At 58.4% G+C, this 20,888-nt stretch carries 13 protein-coding genes and 2 tRNA genes; 10 read left to right on the top strand and 5 right to left on the bottom strand.

Features of this window, described 5'->3' with window-relative positions; all coding sequences use genetic code 11:
* Positions 1 to 28: 28 nt before the first annotated feature.
* Positions 29 to 1,318, top strand: a complete 1,290-nt coding sequence (locus ASC74_RS29480) for an adenylosuccinate synthase (protein ID WP_056746348.1) — start codon at positions 29 to 31, stop codon at positions 1,316 to 1,318.
* Positions 1,319 to 1,468: 150 nt separating this feature from the next.
* Positions 1,469 to 3,403: a methyl-accepting chemotaxis protein gene (locus ASC74_RS29475; protein WP_056746347.1), complete on the top strand. Its 1,935-nt coding sequence runs from the start codon at positions 1,469 to 1,471 to the stop codon at positions 3,401 to 3,403.
* A 96-nt stretch (positions 3,404 to 3,499) separates the two neighbouring features.
* Here the strand turns inward: ASC74_RS29475 and ASC74_RS29470 are convergent, their stop codons facing one another.
* The 4 genes from ASC74_RS29470 to ASC74_RS29455 all read right to left on the bottom strand — a co-directional run bounded on the left by ASC74_RS29470 (position 3,500) and on the right by ASC74_RS29455 (position 6,606).
* Complete coding sequence (locus ASC74_RS29470) at positions 3,500 to 5,065, bottom strand: ABC transporter permease (RefSeq protein ID WP_056746345.1); 1,566 nt, start codon at positions 5,063 to 5,065, stop codon at positions 3,500 to 3,502.
* Complete coding sequence (locus tag ASC74_RS29465) at positions 5,065 to 6,075, bottom strand: iron ABC transporter substrate-binding protein (RefSeq protein WP_056746343.1); 1,011 nt, start codon at positions 6,073 to 6,075, stop codon at positions 5,065 to 5,067. The genes ASC74_RS29470 and ASC74_RS29465 overlap by 1 nt, the downstream gene beginning before the upstream one ends.
* A gap of 191 nt (positions 6,076 to 6,266) precedes the next feature.
* Positions 6,267 to 6,353: transfer RNA gene (locus ASC74_RS29460), tRNA-Leu, on the bottom strand.
* A 166-nt stretch (positions 6,354 to 6,519) separates the two neighbouring features.
* Positions 6,520 to 6,606, bottom strand: a tRNA-Leu gene (locus ASC74_RS29455).
* Between the two features lie 226 nt (positions 6,607 to 6,832).
* Here ASC74_RS29455 and rnr point away from each other — a divergent pair.
* The 7 genes from rnr to dnaB all read left to right on the top strand — a co-directional run bounded on the left by rnr (position 6,833) and on the right by dnaB (position 14,140).
* Entirely contained in the window at positions 6,833 to 9,463 is a 2,631-nt protein-coding gene (gene rnr / locus ASC74_RS29450; protein ID WP_056746341.1) for a ribonuclease R, read from the top strand.
* Positions 9,460 to 10,227, top strand: a complete 768-nt coding sequence (gene rlmB, locus ASC74_RS29445; protein ID WP_056746338.1) for a 23S rRNA (guanosine(2251)-2'-O)-methyltransferase RlmB — start codon at positions 9,460 to 9,462, stop codon at positions 10,225 to 10,227. Before rnr ends, rlmB begins: the two co-directional genes overlap by 4 nt.
* 318 nt (positions 10,228 to 10,545) lie before the next feature.
* Entirely contained in the window at positions 10,546 to 10,968 is a 423-nt protein-coding gene (gene rpsF / locus ASC74_RS29435; protein WP_003217491.1) for a 30S ribosomal protein S6, read from the top strand.
* A gap of 28 nt (positions 10,969 to 10,996) precedes the next feature.
* A complete protein-coding gene (gene rpsR, locus ASC74_RS29430; RefSeq protein WP_002551829.1) occupies positions 10,997 to 11,227 on the top strand; it encodes a 30S ribosomal protein S18 in 231 nt (76 codons plus the stop codon).
* A gap of 36 nt (positions 11,228 to 11,263) precedes the next feature.
* Positions 11,264 to 12,157 carry a hypothetical protein gene (locus ASC74_RS29425; RefSeq protein ID WP_056746335.1) on the top strand — a complete coding sequence of 298 codons (894 nt, stop codon included), beginning with the start codon at positions 11,264 to 11,266 and terminating at the stop codon, positions 12,155 to 12,157.
* A gap of 19 nt (positions 12,158 to 12,176) precedes the next feature.
* Entirely contained in the window at positions 12,177 to 12,623 is a 447-nt protein-coding gene (gene rplI, locus ASC74_RS29420) for a 50S ribosomal protein L9 (RefSeq protein WP_003197251.1), read from the top strand.
* A gap of 122 nt (positions 12,624 to 12,745) precedes the next feature.
* Positions 12,746 to 14,140: a replicative DNA helicase gene (dnaB, locus tag ASC74_RS29415; protein ID WP_046044831.1), complete on the top strand. Its 1,395-nt coding sequence runs from the start codon at positions 12,746 to 12,748 to the stop codon at positions 14,138 to 14,140.
* A gap of 31 nt (positions 14,141 to 14,171) precedes the next feature.
* Here dnaB and ASC74_RS29410 read toward each other — a convergent pair whose 3' ends face one another.
* A complete protein-coding gene (locus ASC74_RS29410) occupies positions 14,172 to 18,146 on the bottom strand; it encodes a dermonecrotic toxin domain-containing protein (protein WP_056746332.1) in 3,975 nt (1,324 codons plus the stop codon).
* A gap of 225 nt (positions 18,147 to 18,371) precedes the next feature.
* Here ASC74_RS29410 and ASC74_RS29405 point away from each other — a divergent pair, with 225 nt between their 5' ends.
* Positions 18,372 to 20,675, top strand: a complete 2,304-nt coding sequence (locus tag ASC74_RS29405) for a YgiQ family radical SAM protein (RefSeq protein WP_056746330.1) — start codon at positions 18,372 to 18,374, stop codon at positions 20,673 to 20,675.
* Positions 20,676 to 20,888 lie beyond the last annotated feature (213 nt).

Raw genomic sequence — 20,888 nt, 5'->3', positions numbered from 1 at the left:
CAAGTTTGCGCGAATGAGGACAAGTGTTATGGGTAAGAATGTCGTAGTCCTGGGCACCCAATGGGGTGATGAGGGCAAAGGCAAGATCGTTGATCTGCTGACCGAACATGCTGCCGCCGTAGTGCGCTACCAAGGTGGCCACAACGCAGGCCACACCCTGGTGATCGACGGCGAAAAAACCGTCTTGCACCTGATCCCGTCGGGCGTGCTGCGCGAAGGCGTGCAGTGCCTGATCGGCAACGGCGTGGTGGTTGCACCGGACGCCTTGCTGCGCGAGATCGTCAAGCTGGAAGAGAAAGGCGTACCGGTGCGTGAGCGCCTGCGTATCAGCCCGTCCTGCCCGCTGATCCTGTCCTTCCACGTTGCGCTGGACCAGGCCCGTGAAAAGGCCCGTGGCGAGCTGAAGATCGGTACGACCGGTCGCGGCATCGGCCCGGCCTACGAAGACAAGGTTGCGCGTCGTGGCCTGCGTGTTGGCGACCTGCTCAATATGCCGCGCTTTGAAGACAAGCTGCGTGAACTGGTGGATTACCACAACTTCATGCTGGTGGGTTACTACAAAGAGCCGGCTATCGAGTTCGAAAAGACCCTGACTGAGTGCAAGGAATACGCTGAGCTGCTCAAGCCGCTGATGCTGGACGTGACGGCCGAGCTGCACGACCTGCGTCGCGCCGGCAAAGACATCATGTTCGAAGGCGCCCAGGGCTCCCTGCTGGACATCGACCACGGTACCTACCCGTACGTGACCAGCTCTAACACCACCGCTGGCGGCGTTGCTACCGGTTCGGGTGTTGGCCCGATGTTCCTGGACTACATTCTGGGCATCACCAAGGCTTACACCACGCGTGTAGGTTCGGGTCCATTCCCGACTGAACTGTTCGACGAAGTCGGTGCACACCTGGCCAAACAAGGTCACGAGTTCGGCGCAACGACTGGCCGTGCCCGTCGTTGTGGCTGGTTCGACGCCGTTATCCTGCGTCGCGCTATCGATGTGAACAGCATCTCGGGCATCTGCCTGACCAAGCTGGACGTACTCGACGGTCTGGAAACCATCAACATCTGCGTCGGCTACAAAGATGCCGAAGGTAACGATGTTGCCCCGACTGACGCTGACAGCTACGTGGGCCTGCAGCCTGTGTACGAAGAAGTGCCGGGCTGGACCGAGTCGACCGTGGGTGCCAAAACCCTGGAAGAGCTGCCGGCCAACGCACGTGCCTACATCAAACGCGTCGAAACGCTGATCGGTGCGCCGATCGACATTATTTCGACGGGCCCGGACCGCAACGAAACCATCGTTCTGCGTCACCCGTTCGCTTAATAAGTCGTTGATGTAAAACACAAAGGGCCCCTAATGGGGCCCTTTGTCGTTTATGCCTGTTGGACGGCATGACCTTTGCTGTGATCTTCATTAAGTGCATCTTTTCTGGGGTGCCATCAATTTAATGGCGTCAACGCAGAGGGATATCAAGTGTCGGCCGTTCTCTCACTGTTACAAAGCCGTCTATTACGGCCCGTGTTCGTTACCCTTGGTATCGCACTGTTGGTGCAGGTGCTGGTGGCTGTCGCCCTGACTCGGAGCACAGTGACCGCGCTGGAAGCCGATCTGGGTGTACGCCTGGGTGCCGACAGTCAAAAACTCTCCGGGGAACTTGAGCAGGCAGGGCGTGAAGTCACGTCGAGCCTCGACAGCCTCTCTACCAGCACGCGTCAGCGCCTTACGGCGGGCTTGTCCTCGCGATTGAAAGACGAGCAGGCACAACTGCGTGCGACGCTGGAGAAGGATCTGAAGGACTCCGCCAATGATATGGCGCAGCTTTTGGCTTCGGTCGCACCCCGCGCCATGTGGGACAGCGACGTTCCAACCCTGTCCGAATTCGCCCGCCGGGCTCAGCGTAATCCCAACGTGCTATTCGTGGTCTACGACGACGCGACGGGGCAGCATCTGACGCGCTACCTCAACCGGGAAAACCCGATCAACAAAGCCCTTCTGGAAAAAGGCCAAGGCGAACGGGCGCTGGACAAGGTGCTGGATGCGGCGAAGAACGATCCGTCGGTCTATTACCTGGAAGCCTCGATCAATCCTAACGGCGTGGAAATCGGCAAGGTCTTGATGGGCGTCTCGACCGCCTCGGTGGAAACCGATCTGGCGGCCCTGGACAAACGCTTCTCGGCGCTGATCGCCAGCAGTGATCAATTGGTGGGCGACAGCCTCAAGGGCGCCGCAGCCGATAGCGCAGCCGCGATGGGCGCGCGCTTGCAGTCGGCGCAATCCACGGCCTCTGAAATGCAAGCCAACACCACCAGCACTGTTCAGGAAGCGGCGGGCACTTTGCGCTGGCGCATCGGCATGGGCCTGGCGCTTGTGGGTTGCGGTGTGCTGCTGTTGCTCGCGGTGGTGCTGGGTCGTCGGGTGGTCAACCGCTTGAAATTGCTCATCGCTGCCATGGACGACCTGGCGGCGGGCGAGGGTGACCTGACCAAGCGCGTGCAGATCAACAGTCAGGACGAAATTGGCGACATGGCCTCGGCGGTCAATCGCTTTGTGGATAAGTTGCAGCCGATCGTACGCGAAGCGGGCGATGTAGCTCAGCGTACCGGTGTGGAAATCGGCGCGATGACCTTGCGCAATGCCGGGGCCGATAAAGCGGCGGGCATGCAGCGCGATGAAGTGGCCGAGAGCCTGCGTGCGTTGTCGCAAATGGCTGACGAAGCCCAGTCTGAAAGTCATGCCATGCAGGCAGCCTTGCAGCAAGTGGTGGACATTCGTTCGGCCACGGATGAAAACACGCGGACCTCGGCGAAAGTCGGCAGCCTGATCGAGGCGTTGGCCGGGCAGGTCGACACCGGGGCAAAAGTCATCGAGCGGCTGGCGCAGCAGAGTGAGCAGATTGAAGTGGTGCTGACGGTGATTCACGGGATTGCCGAGCAGACCAACTTGCTGGCGCTGAACGCGGCCATCGAAGCCGCGCGTGCGGGCGAGACCGGTCGCGGGTTTGCTGTGGTAGCCGATGAAGTGCGGGCGCTGGCGAGCAAGACTCAGAGCTCCACCGGCGACATTCAGGCGCACATCGTTGCCTTGCAGCAAGGAGCGCGTGAGGCGGTGGCCGCGATCGGTCAGGCCGGGCGTCAGGCCAGTGAAGGTTTGCTGGTGCTGCGTGACAGTGCGCGGTTGCAGCAATCGGTGCAGGCGTCGGTCGAGCAAGTGCATGCGGCAATAGGTCTGGCAACGCAGGCAGCGGCGCATCAGGCGCAAGGCGCGCAAGCGGTGCGTGGTCGGGTTGAGACCATTCATGCGCAGGCTGAGAAAGCGGCTCAAGCGGTGGTGGAAACCACGGCCAGCGGCAAGGTGCTGGATGGATTGGCGGCACAGTTGAAGGCGAGCCTGGGGCAGTTCCGGGCTTAGGATTTTCTTTGTCCGAACTGGCCTCTTCGCGAGCAGGCTCGCTCCCACAGGAGAATGCATTCCAATGTGGGAGCGAGCCTGCTCGCGAAGGCAATGTCAGCGGCTCAGATACATCCGAGTCGTAAGCAAATAGACCGGCAACCCCGACACCAATATCAACAACGCCGCATAAGGCGCCGCCGCCGCAAACTCCACATTCGCGGTATGCGCCCAGACTTCCGTCGCCAGCGTATTGAGCCCGGTCGGACTCAGCAGCAAAGTCGCCGTCAGCTCCTTCATCGCATCCAGAAACACCAGCGCAAACGCCGCGCCTAGCGCCGGGAAGATAATCGGCAACGTCACCCGACAAAACGCACTGAAGGACGACGCTCCCAGCGTGCGTGCAGCCTCTTCCAGTTGCGGCGCAGCCTTGTTCAGTGCCGTGCGAATCGGTGCCTGCGCCAGCGGCAGAAACAACAGCGCATAAGCGATCAGCAACAATGCCGAAGTCTGATACAGCGCCGGCACATAGTGCAGGGCGAAATACACCAGCGTCAGCGCGATCACCAGTCCTGGCAGCGCATGCAGCAGATACGGCAAGCGCTCGGCCCAGATTGCCAATTGGCCTTTGTAGCGCACCACCAGCAACCCCACCGGCACTGCCAGCACCAGGCACAGCGCTGCGCCGCCCAGCGACAGCGCCAAAGACGACAACAGCGCTTCGCTGATCGCGGCTACCGGGAACGCAGCCGACGAGCCCACGGCCAGCCAGTACGCCAGCATCCCCAACGGTATACCGCTGCCGATGATCGCCAGCGCCAGGCAATAAAGTTGTCCGGCAGCAGCCCAGGGCCCCAGCCGAACCTGTTCCGCATGCCGAGCCGCGCCCTGACCGGTACGCACGTGTCGGCCCTTGCCGCGTACGCGCAGCTCCAGCCACAGCAGCATCAGACACAGCGCTAGCAACACGGCAGAAAGCATCGCCGCATTCGCGTTACTGAATTCCAGTTCGAACTGTTGATAGATCGCGGTGGTAAAGGTTTGCAGTCCAATGATCGACAGCGCACCGAATTCCACCAGCATGTGCAGGGCGATCAGCAGTGAGCCGGCGAGCAGTGACGGCCAGAGCAGCGGCAGAGTGATTCTGAAAAACACGCCCCAGCGATTCTGCCCCAGCGTGCGGGCGGACTCTTCGAGGGAGGGGTCGAGATTGCGCAGGGTCGCCGCGACCGGCAGAAAGATCAGCGGGTACTTGGACAGGGTCATCACCAGGATCGCCCCGCCCAAGCCTTCGAAATGAGCGCTCAGCGATACCCAGGTAAAGCTGCTGACAAATGCCGGTACCGCGAACGGTAGGCACAGAATCACGCCCCACAAGCGCCGCCCCGGCAAGTTGCTGCGCTCAAGCAGCCAAGCCAGCGACAGGCCGATCACGCCACAGGCAAGCGTCACACCGACCATCAGCGCCAGGGTGTTGCGCAGCAGGCCAAACACATAAGGGCGCCACAACAAATGCAGCGCCTCGGCCCAGCCGGCCTGCCAGGTCTTGAGTCCGACATACGCCAGCGGCAACAGGCTGAGCACCACCAGCAGCAAAACCGGTAGTAACAGCCAGACCGATGGCCGCTTGCGCCGTGGCACGTAACCCCCGCGCGCGACGGGGGCGGATAACGATGCGCTCATCAGTTCAAGCCAACGTCACGTTCCAGGTCCAGGGCTTCTTCGGCATTGCCAAGATCGGCTGGCGTGACCTTCGGTGCCTCAAGTTCGCTGAACGGCTTGAGCCCGCGATCCGATTCCATGCCTTTGTGCAGCGGGTATTCGGCGGTGGTCTGGGTGATCACGCGCTGACCTTCTTCGCTGGCCATGTAGGCGAGAAATTGCTGGGCTTCTTTTGGATGTTTGCTGGATTTCAGCACGGCCGCGCTGGAAACAGTGATCAGCCCGCCGACGTCGCCGCCAGTGAAATAATGCAGTTTCGAATCGAGCTGACCTTTTTCACGCTGCAAGGCAAACCAGTAATAGTTGTTCACCAGCACGGTAGCGACTTCGCCGTTTTCCACCGCCTTCAGTGCAACCATGTTGTTGCTGTAGGTCTTGCCGAAAGCACGCAAACCGGTCAGCCATTCTTCGGCCGCGTCCATGCCGTGCACTTTGATGATCGCCACGGCCTGTTCCTGGAAGGCGCCGCTGGTAGGCACGAAGCCGACCTTGCCTTGCCATTTCGGATCGGAGAACCCCATGACCGACTTGGGCAGGTCTTTTTCGTCAATCAGCTTGGGGTTGTAGGCGACGACGCGGACTCGTGCGGTGATGCCGATCCAGGTGCCATTGCCGGCGACGTAGTCTTTCGGCAGAACGGCAAGGGTCGCGGCATCGGTCTGTGCCAGCAGGCCTTGTTCGCCGAGTTTGTTCAGTGGTGGTGATTCTTCGGTGTAGATCACATCGGCAGGGGAGCGATCGCCTTCTTCGACGACCTGGCTGGCGAGCTGGTTGCTGCTGCCTTTGCGCACATTGACGTGAATCCCGGTCTTGGCTTCGAAGGCTTTGGCGATAGCGTCGCCGACTTCTTTGTGTTGACCGTTATAGAGTGTCAGGGAAACCGGTTCGGCGGCTTGGGTGAGGGGAGTGGCGAGTGCCAGGCCGAGCAGGGTGATGGTCAGGCCGCGGCGCAGGGTATTTCGAAACATCATTCGCAAGGTTCCTCACTGTCGCATTGCAAAAACTTGAAACAATGATAAACGATATTGTTTCTCAAGTGCGCCTTGCGGGGCTGACGGGGAGTTGCTAAAGCGGTTCGCTGTAACTTTTCAAACCCCGGAAACGCAAAAACCCGCTTTCGCGGGTTTCTGTGAAATTCAAGATCGTGACCTTGAATTTGAATTGGTGCCCAGAAGAAGACTCGAACTTCCACGACCTTGCGGTCACCAGCACCTGAAGCTGGCGTGTCTACCAATTTCACCATCTGGGCATAATCTTCAGCGTTGCCGCTGTTGATGTGGCGCACTATACGGAGAGCTTTTTGATCTGTAAACCCCTGATTTAGTTTTAATAAATCAGAGGCTTAGAATGCAAAAAACCCGCTTTCGCGGGTTTTTGTGTGAGCCTTGAAATTGAACTAATCTCAAGCTCGAAATTGGTGCCCAGAAGAAGACTCGAACTTCCACGACCTTGCGGTCACCAGCACCTGAAGCTGGCGTGTCTACCAATTTCACCATCTGGGCATTATCGGCAATGCGTCTGCGTCGTCGATGGCGCGCACTATACGGAGCGTCTTTTTAACTGTAAACCCCTGAAGTCGAAAAAACCTGGAATATTTTACCAATGGCATTTAATTCAGCTTCGCGCTGTCGATAAAGGGCTTTAGATGGGCTGTCATAGCCTGAAATTTCCCGTTTCATTACGCCTATGCCAAACTAACCCGCATATAGACAAGGTGAAAACTCTCTAATGGCCGATTGGCAGTCCCTCGATCCCGAGGCCGCTCGTGAAGCGGAAAAATATGAAAACCCTATTCCTAGCCGCGAACTGATCCTTCAGCACCTTGCTGATCGGGGTTCGCCTGCTAACCGCGAGCAACTGGTCGAAGAGTTTGGTCTGACCACAGAAGACCAGATCGAAGCCCTGCGCCGCCGCCTGCGCGCCATGGAGCGCGACGCTCAACTCATCTATACCCGTCGCGGCACCTATGCGCCGGTGGATAAGCTCGACCTGATCCTGGGCCGCATCAGCGGTCATCGTGACGGCTTCGGCTTCCTGGTCCCGGACGACGGCAGTGACGACCTGTTCATGAGCCCGGCGCAAATGCGTCTGGTGTTCGATGGCGACCGTGCCCTGGCCCGTGTTTCCGGTCTCGACCGTCGCGGTCGCCGCGAAGGCATGATCGTCGAAGTGGTGTCTCGTGCCCACGAGACCATCGTTGGCCGTTACTTCGAAGAGGGCGGCATTGGTTTCGTCGTTGCGGACAATCCGAAGATCCAGCAAGAAGTGCTGGTCACGCCGGGCCGTAACGCCAACGCCCAGATCGGTCAGTTCGTTGAAGTGAAGATCACTCACTGGCCGACGCCACGCTTTCAGCCGCAAGGCGACGTGGTCGAAGTCGTGGGCAACTACATGGCGCCGGGCATGGAAATCGATGTCGCCCTGCGCACGTACGATATTCCCCACGTCTGGCCTGAGGCTGTGCTGAAAGAAGCCGCCAAGCTCAAGCCGGAAGTCGAAGAGAAAGACAAAGAGAAGCGCATCGACCTGCGCCATCTGCCGTTCGTGACCATCGACGGCGAAGATGCGCGCGACTTCGATGATGCGGTCTACTGCGAAGCCAAGCCGGGCAAGCTGCGCCTGTTCTCCGGCGGCTGGAAGTTGTACGTGGCGATTGCCGACGTTTCCAGCTACGTGAAAATCGGTTCGGCGCTGGACAACGAGTCCCAGGTTCGCGGCAACTCGGTGTATTTCCCCGAGCGCGTCGTGCCAATGCTGCCTGAGCAGCTGTCCAACGGCCTGTGCTCGCTGAACCCGCACGTCGATCGTCTGGCCATGGTTTGCGAGATGACCATCTCCAAATCCGGCGAGATGACCGACTATTGCTTCTACGAAGCGGTGATTCACTCCCACGCTCGCCTGACCTACAACAAAGTCAGCTCGATGCTGGAAACGCCGAAACTCACCGAGGCGCGTCAGCTTCGTGGTGAGTACAACGACGTTCTGCCGCACCTCAAGCAGCTTTATGCACTGTACAAAGTGCTGCTGGCCGCTCGTCACGTGCGTGGCGCGATCGATTTCGAAACGCAGGAAACCCGGATCATCTTCGGGACCGAGCGCAAGATTGCCGAAATCCGTCCGACCGTTCGTAACGATGCCCACAAGCTGATCGAGGAATGCATGCTGGCGGCCAACGTGGCCACCGCCGAATTCCTGAAAAAACACGAAATCCCTGCGCTGTATCGCGTCCACGATGGCCCGCCGCCGGAGCGTCTGGAAAAACTGCGCGCCTTCCTTGGCGAGCTCGGCCTGTCCCTGCACAAAGGCAAGGACGGCCCGTCGCCGAAGGATTACCAGGCATTGCTGGCGAGCATCAAGGACCGTCCGGATTTCCATCTGATCCAGACCGTCATGCTGCGTTCGTTGAGTCAGGCGGTGTATAGCGCCGATAACCAGGGCCACTTCGGCCTGAATTACGAAGCCTATACCCACTTCACCTCGCCGATCCGCCGCTACCCGGACTTGCTCACGCACCGTGCGATTCGCAGCGTCATCCATTCGAAAATGGACACCCCGCACGTTCGCCGTGCTGGCGCGATGACCATTCCGAAAGCGCGCATCTATCCGTACGACGAAGCGATTCTGGAACAGCTCGGCGAGCAGTGCTCGATGAGCGAGCGCCGTGCCGACGAAGCGACCCGCGACGTAGTGAACTGGCTCAAGTGCGAGTTCATGAAAGACCGTGTGGGCGAGTCGTTCCCGGGTGTGATCACTGCCGTGACCGGTTTTGGCCTGTTCGTCGAGCTGACCGATATTTACGTCGAAGGCTTGGTGCACGTCACCGCGCTGCCGGGTGATTACTACCACTTCGATCCTGTGCACCACCGCCTGGCCGGTGAGCGTACCGGTCGCAGCTTCCGCCTTGGCGATACCGTTGAAGTGCGCGTCATGCGCGTCGACCTCGACGAACGCAAGATCGACTTCGAGATGGCTGAAAAAACCATCAGTGCGCCGATCGGTCGCAAGAAGCGCGGGACTGAAACCGCTGCACCCGCTTCCAAAACGGCTGCAGAGCCGGCCCCGGCGAAAACCGGTCGTCGTCCTGCCAAGGAAAAGGCTGTCGAGGCCTATCGCCCGAGCGATGCGGCGGCGAAAAATGCCGAACTGCGCAAAAGCCGTGAGATGAAGCAGGCGTTGCTGTCTGAAGCGAAAAGCGGCGGTAAAGCGGCGTCTGGGGGAAAGACCGGACGGTCGGCGCCTGACAAGGCTCCCGGCGGCAAGCCAGCCAAACCGAGCAAACACCGTAAAGGCCCGCCAAAAGCGGGTTCTGCTCCAGCCGCCAAAAGCGGCGGGGCGCGTAAACCGAAGGCCAAGTCATGAGTCAGTTGGAAAAGATCTACGGCGTGCACGCTGTAGAAGCGTTGCTGCGTCACCACCCGAAACGTGTCAAGCAGATCTGGCTGGCCGAAGGCCGCAGTGATCCGCGTGTTCAGACGCTGATCGAGTTGGCGAACGAAAATCGCGTGGCCGTCGGCAACGCCGAACGCCGTGAGCTGGATGCCTGGGTTGATGGCGTGCACCAGGGCGTGGTGGCGGACGTGAGTCCGAGCCAGGTCTGGGGCGAGGCGATGCTCGACGAACTGCTCGATCGCACCGAAGGCGCGCCGCTGTTGCTGGTGCTCGACGGCGTGACTGATCCGCACAACCTCGGCGCTTGCCTGCGTTCGGCTGATGCGGCCGGTGCGCTCGCTGTGATCGTTCCGAAGGACAAGTCAGCGACGTTGACCCCGACGGTACGTAAAGTGGCTTGCGGCGCGGCGGAAGTGATTCCGTTGGTCGCCGTGACCAACCTGGCGCGCACCCTGGAGAAGCTCAAGCAGCGCGGGCTGTGGGTCGTGGGTACGGCAGGTGAGGCTGAGGTCAATATTTATGACCAGGACATGACCGGGCCGACCATCCTGATCATGGGCGCCGAAGGCAGCGGCATGCGCCGCCTGACTCGCGATCTTTGCGACTACCTGGTGCACCTGCCGATGGCCGGTAGCGTCAGCAGCCTCAACGTGTCTGTGGCGACTGGCGTTTGCCTGTTCGAGGCTCAGCGTCAGCGCAGTGTCAAGGCTGCGGCGACTACCAAAAAGCCTTAAGTCGCACGCGATCCAAATGTGGGAGCGGGCTTGCTCGCGAAGAGGGAGTGTCAGTCGACATCAATGTTGACTGATGTACCGCATTCGCGAGCAAGCCCGCTCCCACATTGGTTCTGTGTCAGGGCAAAGATCGGTGGTGTGAACGAACTGTTCAAATAATCACCAATTGCCTTGCACCTCTTCTGTCCCTTCTCTACAATTGCGCCCCTTGCTGTGACGGCAGGCACGCATGTGTCTATCGCAAGCAAGTCCATAAGTGTCATTCACTCCTTGTCTGACCGCTTTTGAGCGGCAGGCTACAACCCGTAAGGAGCATTCATGCGTCATTACGAAATCATCTTTTTGGTCCACCCGGATCAAAGCGAGCAAGTCGGCGGCATGGTAGAGCGTTACACCAAGCTGATCGAAGAAGACGGCGGCAAAATCCACCGTCTGGAAGATTGGGGCCGTCGTCAACTGGCCTATGCAATCAACAATGTTCACAAGGCTCACTACGTGATGCTGAACGTTGAGTGCACTGGCAAGGCCCTGGCCGAGCTGGAAGACAACTTCCGCTACAACGATGCAGTGATCCGTAACCTGGTCATCCGTCGCGAAGAAGCCGTTACCGGCCAATCCGAGATGCTCAAGGCTGAAGAAAACCGCAGTGAGCGCCGTGAGCGTCGCGACCGTCCTGAGCACGAAGGCGCTGAAAGCGCTGATAGTGATGACAGCGACAACAGCGATAACGCTGACGAGTAATCCACGGACCTTTTGAGGAGCCTATTACATGGCACGTTTCTTCCGTCGTCGTAAATTCTGCCGCTTCACCGCTGAAGACGTGAAAGAGATCGATTACAAAGATCTCAACACTCTGAAAGCTTATGTATCCGAGACCGGCAAAATCGTTCCAAGCCGCATCACCGGTACCAAAGCACGTTATCAGCGTCAGCTGGCCACCGCTATCAAGCGCGCCCGCTTCCTGGCCCTGCTGGCCTACACCGACAGCCACGGCCGCTGAGACCGGGCAGTCGACACGTAGCAAAGGATTGAAAGCATGCGTGCCATAGCTGAGTTCATCATGCGCGGCCGTATGCAGGCCACTCTCGTAGTGGCTGGATGCGCAACATTGCCGTTGTTGTATTGGTTGGGTGCTGCCGCTGGTTGCCTTGTGCTCCTGCGGCGCGGATTGAAGGACGCCCTGGGCGTTCTTGCTCTGGGACTGCTGCCGGCGTTGATCTGGTGGCTTTACTCCGATGACCCACGGGCACTTCTGGTGCTGCTGGGGTCTTGGAGCCTTGCGTTGGTTTTACGCGCAAGCGAATCCTGGAACCGCGTGCTGCTGGTCAGCATAGCGATGGGAGTGGTGTTTTCAGTGGTGCTGGGGACGGCTTTTGGTCCCCAAATCGAGATGCTGGCGCAGGCTTTGATAAAAGTCATGCCGTCGCTACTCGGTGATGTCTACCAGAAGTTGTCGGTAGACGAGCAAGCGCATTTTGCGTCCCTGATCGCACCGGTCCTGACCGGCCTGATTGCGGCCTTGTTGCAAATCGTCAGTGTGCTGAGCCTGCTTGTCGGGCGCTACTGGCAGGCGTTGTTGTACAACCCGGGTGGTTTTGGTCGCGAGTTTCGCGCCATCCGATTCCCGCTGGGGCTGGCGATGTTACTGCTGGCGTTCATGCTTCTGGGACCGAACATCGGTCCGCAGATGGCCATGTTGACGCCGTTGTGCAGTGTACCGCTGGTATTCGCCGGGCTGGCCCTGATTCACGGGCTGGTGGCGCAAAAGCGACTGGCCAGGTTCTGGCTGGTGGGGTTGTACGTCACGCTGTTGCTGTTCATGCAGCTGATCTATCCGTTGCTGGTGGTCTTGGCCATCGTCGACAGCCTGATTGATTTTCGCGGTCGTTCGACGCCGAAAGACGTCGATAGCGCGAACGGTGAAGGTTAAAAGTTAAGAGGATTTTCACATGCAACTGATCCTTCTGGAAAAAGTCACCAACCTGGGCAACCTGGGTGACAAAGTGAACGTTAAGGCTGGTTACGGTCGTAACTACCTGCTGCCTTACGGCAAAGCTACCGCTGCGACCGCTGCCAACCTGGCTGCGTTCGAAGAGCGTCGCGCTGAGCTGGAAAAAGCCGCAGCAGATCGTAAAACTTCGGCTGAAAGCCGCGCTGCCCAACTGGCTGAGCTGGAAGTGACTATCACTGCCACCGCTGGCGACGAAGGCAAGCTGTTCGGTTCGATCGGTACTCACGACATCGCTGATGCACTGACCGCCTCTGGCGTTGAAGTTGCAAAAAGCGAAGTTCGTCTGCCGAACGGCACTATCCGCAACGTAGGCGAATTCGACGTAGCCGTGCACCTGCACGCCGAAGTTGAAGCCACCGTACGCGTTGTCGTGGTAGCAGCTTAAGCAGCACTTGTCGGCTGGCACCCTCGGGTGCTTGCCGGTAACATCGGGCACGATCCTGTTTACAGGTCGTGCCCTTTGTCTTTCTGCAGTTCCTGATTTTCACACACTCAATTCAAGTGGCCATGAACGATATCTCCGCACCCGAGCAATACGATCTGCAAACCGCTGCCCTGAAGGTGCCGCCGCATTCCATCGAGGCCGAACAGGCCGTGCTCGGTGGTTTGATGCTGGACAACAACGCCTGGGAGCGCGTGCTTGATCAGGTGTCGGACGGCGATTTCTATCGACATGACCACCGCCTGATCTTCCGTGCGATCGCCAAGCTCGCCGACCAGAACTCGCCGATCGACGTCGTGACCCTTGCCGAGCAATTGGACAAGGAAGGTCAGACTTCGCAAGTCGGCGGCCTCGGATACCTGGGCGAACTGGCAAAAAACACGCCGTCCGTCGCCAACATCAAGGCCTATGCACAGATCGTTCGTGCACGAGCGACCTTGCGGCAGCTGATCGGCATCGCCACCGAGATCGCCGACAGCGCCTTCAACCCGGAAGGTCGCTCCGCGGAAGAGATCCTCGACGAAGCTGAACGGCAGATCTTCCAGATCGCTGAGGCCCGGCCAAAAACCGGCGGCCCGGTGAGCGTGAACGACCTGCTGACCAAGGCCATCGACCGCATCGACACCTTGTTCAACACCGACAACGCCATTACCGGCCTGTCCACCGGTTACACCGATCTCGACGGTATGACCAGCGGCCTGCAACCGTCTGACCTGATCATCGTCGCCGGCCGTCCATCCATGGGTAAAACCACCTTTGCGATGAACCTGGTGGAAAACGCCGTGCTGCGCAGCGACAAATGCGTATTGGTTTACTCGCTGGAGATGCCAGGCGAATCGCTGATCATGCGTATGTTGTCGTCTCTCGGCCGGATCGATCAGACCAAGGTCCGTGCCGGTCGCCTGGAAGACGACGATTGGCCGCGCCTGACATCGGCGGTCAACTTGCTCAACGATCGCAAGCTGTTCATCGACGATACGGCCGGTATCAGCCCCTCGGAGATGCGTGCGCGGACCCGACGCCTGGTGCGTGAGCATGGCGACGTCGCCCTGATCATGATCGACTACCTGCAATTGATGCAGATTCCAGGTTCCAGCGGTGACAACCGGACCAACGAGATTTCCGAGATCTCCCGTTCCTTGAAAGCCCTGGCCAAGGAATTCAACTGCCCGGTAGTGGCGTTGTCCCAGCTCAACCGCTCCCTGGAGCAACGACCGAACAAGCGCCCGATCAACTCCGACCTCCGGGAATCCGGAGCGATCGAGCAGGATGCCGACGTGATCATGTTCGTGTACCGGGACGAGGTGTATCACCCGGAAACCGAACACAAAGGCATCGCCGAGATCATCATCGGCAAGCAGCGGAACGGCCCGATCGGTACGTCACGACTGGCGTTCATCGGCAAGTACACCCGTTTCGAAAACCTGGCGCCGGGCAGCTATAACTTCGACGACGAATAACACTGGCGTGCCGACGGTTGATGACCTTGTTTCAGGGGAGCAGGGCTCTGATCGCTGGCTCGGTGTAGCCATAGTTCCAGCGCAGTTCGTTGTCGACGGGAATGTCGTCGATGGCAAAGAACGCATACAGCCGGTAGTTTTCCTTGCGCCCGCCTTGGGCTTGAACCTCCACGTCAAACGGCACGGCTTCGACGTTGTAACCCGCTGCTGCCTGTCGTGCCGGTTTGCCCTGCTTGTACTCAAAGATGGTATTCATTCGGGACAGTACGTTGTCTCCCGACAACAGAACGTTATGGCGCCTGGTGTGGGTGAACAGCTTTCCAGGCAGTACGTCGATAAGGAACGGGTCCTTTCTGGCAACACCGACATAACCGGGTATCAATCCTCCGCCATAGACCCCAAGAATCTCCCCTTTAGCCAGCGGCTTTTTGCTGCTCACCATGTCTTGCCCGATCAAAGTTCTTTCTTCGGGCGCCTTGCAGTCGGCTGTGGTGAATTTGCGTAGCGCCAATTTTTCTTCGTACAGGTTGGCAACGCCTTCGAAGCTTTCCCATTGAATGTAAGGTTTGACTGCTGCGGCCCCATAGCGGGTGCCGCCATAAGCAGATTTGGCCTGTTGCTGAATTTTTTTGATACGCAACGGCTGCCCTTGCAGATCCCTGAGAGGGTAACGGCCGTTGTTGGCGCGATCATAGCCACCGAGAGTGTTGGGGGCCTGTTGAAAGGATCTGATGCTGGACATGCGGTCACGTTCGGCGGCAGTGAATGGCACAGGCATGATGTATTCGGTGGTGCTGTAATAGCTGCCGCTTGTCTCCTCCGGGATATCAAGGTGTCTTGACGAGCCAACGCCCGGTGTCCCGCCCGGTAATCCCATATCGGAATCGATCTCCCAGCCGCCCCCAGCCTTTTGTCGTACGTAGGGCTTGTACGCTCGATAGGGGCTGCGCGCATCAATGGCTTGCCAACCCGGTTTGGCGTACTGCACCTGATAGTACAGGCGGTTTTCCAGCACGTAGTATTTGTACATGCCACCTTGTAGGGGGGGCTGTTCATAGACTCCGTCTGCGCGTAGCGACAGGTTCGTCGGTGTTTCTTGTCGGGCAAAATGGGTGTCAAGGGGGAAGCCCGGGTTTACGGGCTCGGTAGCCCGTGACGCAGTACCTTCCCGAATAGCCAGAGGTTGTTTGTGCAGACGTTCTATGACGTTGTTGAGCGCGCTCTTCACACGGTCAGACCATCGGTCGTCATCTCTGCTCGAGGCCAGGCGTTCAGTTTCGGGTAGGACCGCTTTGATCGAGTTGTAGAGGTCGGCCGGTCCATCAAGCGGATTTCCCGCAGCATCGTAAGCCCTGTACAGCACGCCCTCTCGAACCAGAACTCTGCGATGAACGGCTGTGACACTGCCGACGCTGCTCAGCAATGTGCCGTTGAGGGTTCCATCGCGCATTTCGATACGCACTGAGTCGGCCCAGCTGGGCAATTGCTCAAGGCTCGTGAGGATGAGTTGGTCTGTGTCAGGAGGGCGAGCGGAATCAAGATAAAGACCCTCATAAATACGTACTGTTTCAATTTCTCTGGAGTACTCGGCTGCTTCCTTTTCCATGAGTGGCAGCAACTGTTTTTTCCGCACGATTTGCTGTTCTTCCTGTGGACTGATGCTGAGCGTCAACTGCTGCAGATAGCTTTTTGGAAGCGTTGGGTTCTTCGTGCGAATGTGTTCCTGTATTACGGTTTCCGGTTGTTCGGTCAGCGCATAAATCTGTGGGAACAGCAGGTCTTTTGTTGCCGCAAGATGGGTCTCGAGACGCTGCGCCAGGCGCTCTGCGTTAGTGGCAGTGGACGGCGCCAGCCCGTTGAACAGTTCATTGAACTCATCCGTTCTCAGCTTCTCGACTACGGTGTCTATTAGCTCTCCATTTCTGAGTTGGGCGTAGGTCAATCTAAGTTCGGGCTGTGTTGTATTGGCGGAGTCACCAAAAGAAAAGAGCGTTTCAGCCCCATCGACGACGGTCAGGCGTCGAGTGGTTGGCCAGCCGCTCAGTGTGGTGAGCAGGTGCAGCAAGATGTACGGTGAATAAGGGCCGGTTTTATTTCCTTTGCTGCGTTCTATCTTGAAATCTTTTATTTCCTGCCTCAAATCAAAGCGCTTCAATACATCGGTCAGCAGGGCCGGCGGACGTTGTGCGCTTAGATGAAGTTCAATGAGAGCCAATCTGTCTAATCCGCTGACCAGCAGAATGGGCTCGACGGCTTCTTGGCGGATATTGCGTGCGACTGTGCCAAGGCGCCTGATCAGTTTCAACTCATCCCAAGGTGTTGGGTTCTCGTGCAGATGACGCCATCCGACGGCACCGTTGTGCAACATCTGTGGGGTATGCCCGTTTGGGTCAGAAGGGTGTTGCAGCTCCCACTGCTGGGTGGCGATGTCGACCTTTACTTCATAGAAATGGTCTTCCAGTGCTACATAGGTTTTTGCGTTGTGGTTATACAACCCTTGAGCGTTGGGGTGGATATTCTCAGGTAGCTGAAGTGCCTGACGATAGGGTGTCAGATCGGGGTGCCAGAGTCGTTCGCTATTGTTGCGCAACCTGATTCTTACCAAGTTGGTGGCGAGCCCGGTGGTTTTGATTGCGCCGGCCGTGAGGATGCCCAGGGTAGCGGCGTCTGCGACATCCAGCAGATCATTCAGGGCTTCATCAGTATCGCCTCGACTCCAGGCGGCAACGCCGTGATAGACCGAGTTGAGTAACTGCAAGGCTGTTACCGCCAACATCACTTCACCGATGATCGGTATGAAGGACGCGGCGAAAAATAACAGCGACTCTCCTGCTGCCTCGAGCTCCTGACGTTTTTTCAGGCTGCCGGCGGTGTTGGCATCTGCCGTGGGGACCGACAGCACACGAGCGTCAGCTTTCAGGTGGGCAATGCGTTGCCTGAAGGCCGTTTCATAGAAGTCACCGGCAATATCCACACGCACCAAGGGTTTGGCAAAAGACGGATTACCAAGGCGGTTTGCGCCTGACCACAAAGTGCCTGTGGTCAGCGGCGTTCCCTGGCGCTCAAACGGAATGAAGCGATTGAAGAACTTCCGGTAGGAGGGAGCCTCCAGTTTGATTGCCAGGGCTGTTTGAAGATCGCCATATGAGTTGTATCGTTTGATCGCGTCATCGGGATCATCGGGAATGTAAAGGACGTGTTTAATCTGAGGCCATTTGTCCCGAAACATCAGGATGCCTGGCAGGGCTGTGCCGTCGAGGGTCAGGTGTGAACAGATCAAGTCCTTATGACTGCCGACGGGACTCAATTCGAGTAATAGCTTGCAAAGATCTGTGCTGATGGATTTCTTCATCAGGGCGATGTGGATCGCCGCCTCAAAGGTATTTTGGTCGTCGTTCCTGATCAGGGCTTTTATCTGGTTTGCCGAGCGAGTGGCGGTTGTTCCCGCAGTCGCAGAAGGTTCCAGTATTTCGCTGATGTGTCTCTGGTACTGCATGCCGATGTCCAGCTCGCGACAAATCCTGGCGAAGTGCTCTGGGCTGACAGCGCTTTTTTTCTTTTCGCCAGACCCGGACACATAAATGGCCGATCCCGCTTCAAAACCACCGTTCACGGCTTCGGAAGGTTCGAAGTTCTGCAGGGCGGCGTCTACAAGCGTTTGTTCGGTGGTTTTATGGTGTGTTTTGATCAGCCCCAAGAGGTGGGAGTTCTTCCACTCGCGTAGCAGTGTGGATTTTTCAGCGTCCAGCGATCCCAGGTGTCCTGTGAGCTTTTCGCTCAACAAGGTTCTGGCAAAGTTCAAGGGGTTTTTCAGATCTTCGAAGACGGGGGCTAACGCCTGCCGGGCTGCATTGCTTTTGAGCAGGCAGGCGCGAAACGTTTTGCGCTGTTCAGGTGATCCCTCGACTAGCCAGCCAGGCAGCTTGCTCTGGATGAAGCTTGCATGAGCAGATAGGGGCGGCGGGGTAGGTGTGGGGACTGTATTGAGTAAAGTCGAATCGTTCAAGAGAGCTCCGTGGCTCTGGATAAGCCAGCCTGGTAGTTGAAGCGCCAGACTACCCGCGGGATTTTTTCTTGAGGAATACCTATGTAGTGACATGTGCTCAGCGAAATGTGATGTATCGATCAGGGGCAGACCAGATGGTAAAAGCCGAGCGCTATTGTCGGAATTGGTTATTTTTTGTGCTATATTCCGCCCCCGCGATTTTTCATCTCAACACCGGTCATCGTCATGCAAACAGCCAAGCCGTTATTTGACTATCCCAAGTACTGGGCCGAATGCTTCGGTCCAGCGCCATTCCTGCCGATGAGCAGGGAGGAGATGGATCAGCTTGGCTGGGATTCATGCGACATCATCATCGTCACCGGTGATGCGTACGTTGACCATCCGTCGTTCGGCATGGCAATCATCGGCCGGCTGCTGGAGTCGCAAGGCTTCCGCGTCGGGATCATTGCCCAGCCGGACTGGCAGTCCAAAGACGACTTCATGAAGCTCGGCGAGCCGAACCTGTTCTTCGGCGTCGCGGCCGGCAACATGGACTCGATGATCAACCGCTACACCGCCGACAAAAAAATCCGCTCCGATGACGCCTACACTCCCGGCGGCATGGCGGGCAAACGTCCGGACCGCGCGAGCCTGGTTTACAGCCAGCGCTGCAAGGAAGCCTACAAGAACGTGCCGATTGTTCTCGGTGGCATTGAAGCGTCCCTGCGCCGCATCGCCCACTACGATTACTGGCAGGACCGGGTTCGCAACTCGATCCTGATCGACGCCTGCGCCGACATCCTGCTCTACGGCAACGCCGAGCGTGCGATCGTCGAAGTCGCCCAGCGTCTGTCCTACGGTCACAAGATCGAAGACATCACCGATGTGCGCGGCACCGCGTTCATTCGTCGCGACACGCCGAAAGACTGGTACGAAGTCGATTCCACGCGCATCGACCGTCCGGGCAAGATCGACAAGATCATCAACCCGTACGTGAACACCCAGGACACCCAGGCCTGCGCCATCGAGCAGGACAAGGGTCCGGTTGAAGATCCGAGCGAAGCCAAGGTCGTGCAGATCCTGGCGAGCCCGAAGATGACACGCGACAAGACCGTGATTCGTCTGCCTTCGGTTGAGAAAGTCCGCGGTGACGCGGTTCTTTATGCTCACGCCAACCGCGTACTTCACCTGGAAACCAACCCGGGCAACGCCCGCGCGCTGGTGCAGAAGCACGGCGAAGTCGATGTCTGGTTCAACCCGCCTCCAATTCCGATGACCACCGAAGAAATGGACTACGTGTTCGGCATGCCCTATGCGCGCATTCCGCACCCGGCGTACGGCAAGGAAAAAATTCCTGCCTACGACATGATCCGTTTCTCGGTGAACATCATGCGTGGCTGCTTCGGCGGCTGCACCTTCTGCTCGATCACCGAGCACGAAGGCCGGATCATCCAGAACCGTTCCGAAGAGTCGATCATTCGCGAAATCGAAGAGATCCGCGACAAGGTTCCAGGCTTCACCGGCGTCATTTCCGACCTCGGCGGCCCGACCGCGAACATGTACCGTATCGCCTGCAAGACCCCGGAAATCGAATCCGCGTGCCGCAAGCCTTCGTGCGTGTTCCCGGGCATTTGCCCGAACCTGAACACCGATCACTCGTCGCTGATCCAGCTGTATCGCAGCGCGCGTGCCTTGCCGGGTGTGAAGAAGATCCTGATCGCTTCCGGCCTGCGCTACGACCTCGCGGTCGAGTCGCCGGAATACGTCAAAGAGCTGGTGACCCACCACGTTGGTGGTTACCTGAAGATCGCCCCGGAACACACCGAGGAAGGTCCGCTCAATCAGATGATGAAACCGGGCATCGGCAGCTATGACAAGTTCAAGCGCATGTTCGAGAAGTACTCCAAGGAAGCCGGGAAAGAGCAGTACCTGATTCCGTACTTCATCGCCGCTCACCCGGGCACAACTGACGAAGACATGATGAACCTGGCCTTGTGGCTCAAGGGCAACGGCTTCCGTGCCGACCAGGTGCAAGCGTTCTATCCGTCGCCGATGGCCACCGCCACCGCGATGTACCACTCGGGCAAGAACCCGCTGCGTAAGGTGACTTACAAGAGCGACGCCGTGACCATCGTCAAGAGCGAAGAGCAGCGTCGTCTGCACAAGGCGTTCTTGCGTTATCACGACCCGAAAGGCTGGCCGATGCTGCGTGAAGCGCTGACCCGCATGGGCCGCGCCGACCTGATCGGGCCGGGCAAGAACCAGTTGATCCCGCTGCACCAGCCGGCGACCGACAGCTACCAGAGCGCCCGCCGCAAGAACTCGACACCGGCCGGCAGCCATAAAGTGGCAGGGGAAAAGACCACCAAGATCCTGACCCAGCACACGGGCTTGCCACCGCGCGCCAGCGATGGCGGTAACCCGTGGGACAAGCGTGAACAGGCCAAGGCAGCGGCATTCGCCCGCAACCAGCAGGCGGCCAAGGATCGCAAGGACGCGGCCAAAGGCAAAGGGCCCAAGCCCGCGCGTAAGCCGGTAGTTCCGCGCTAAGCCTCGCTTGAGCTGAACAGAACGCCAACCTTCGGGTTGGCGTTTTTTTTGTGCCTGAAGATCAAAAGATCGCAGCCTTCGGCAGCTCCTACAGGTGTACGCCAATCCCATGTAGGAGCTGCCGAAGGCTGCGATCTTTTCGGGGCTGCGCTACATTTGCGTGCAATCCTCTCAAACCAATTTCCCGCATCGCCCGATTTTGGTGCTGTACTG

It is taken from the genome of Pseudomonas sp. Root329 (genome assembly GCF_001424925.1).
In the GTDB taxonomy this organism is placed as follows: Bacteria; Pseudomonadota; Gammaproteobacteria; order Pseudomonadales; family Pseudomonadaceae; genus Aquipseudomonas; species Aquipseudomonas arabinosi.
The sequence above is the reverse complement of the archived record's forward strand: the minus strand, read 5'-3'. Positions and strand labels throughout refer to the sequence as shown.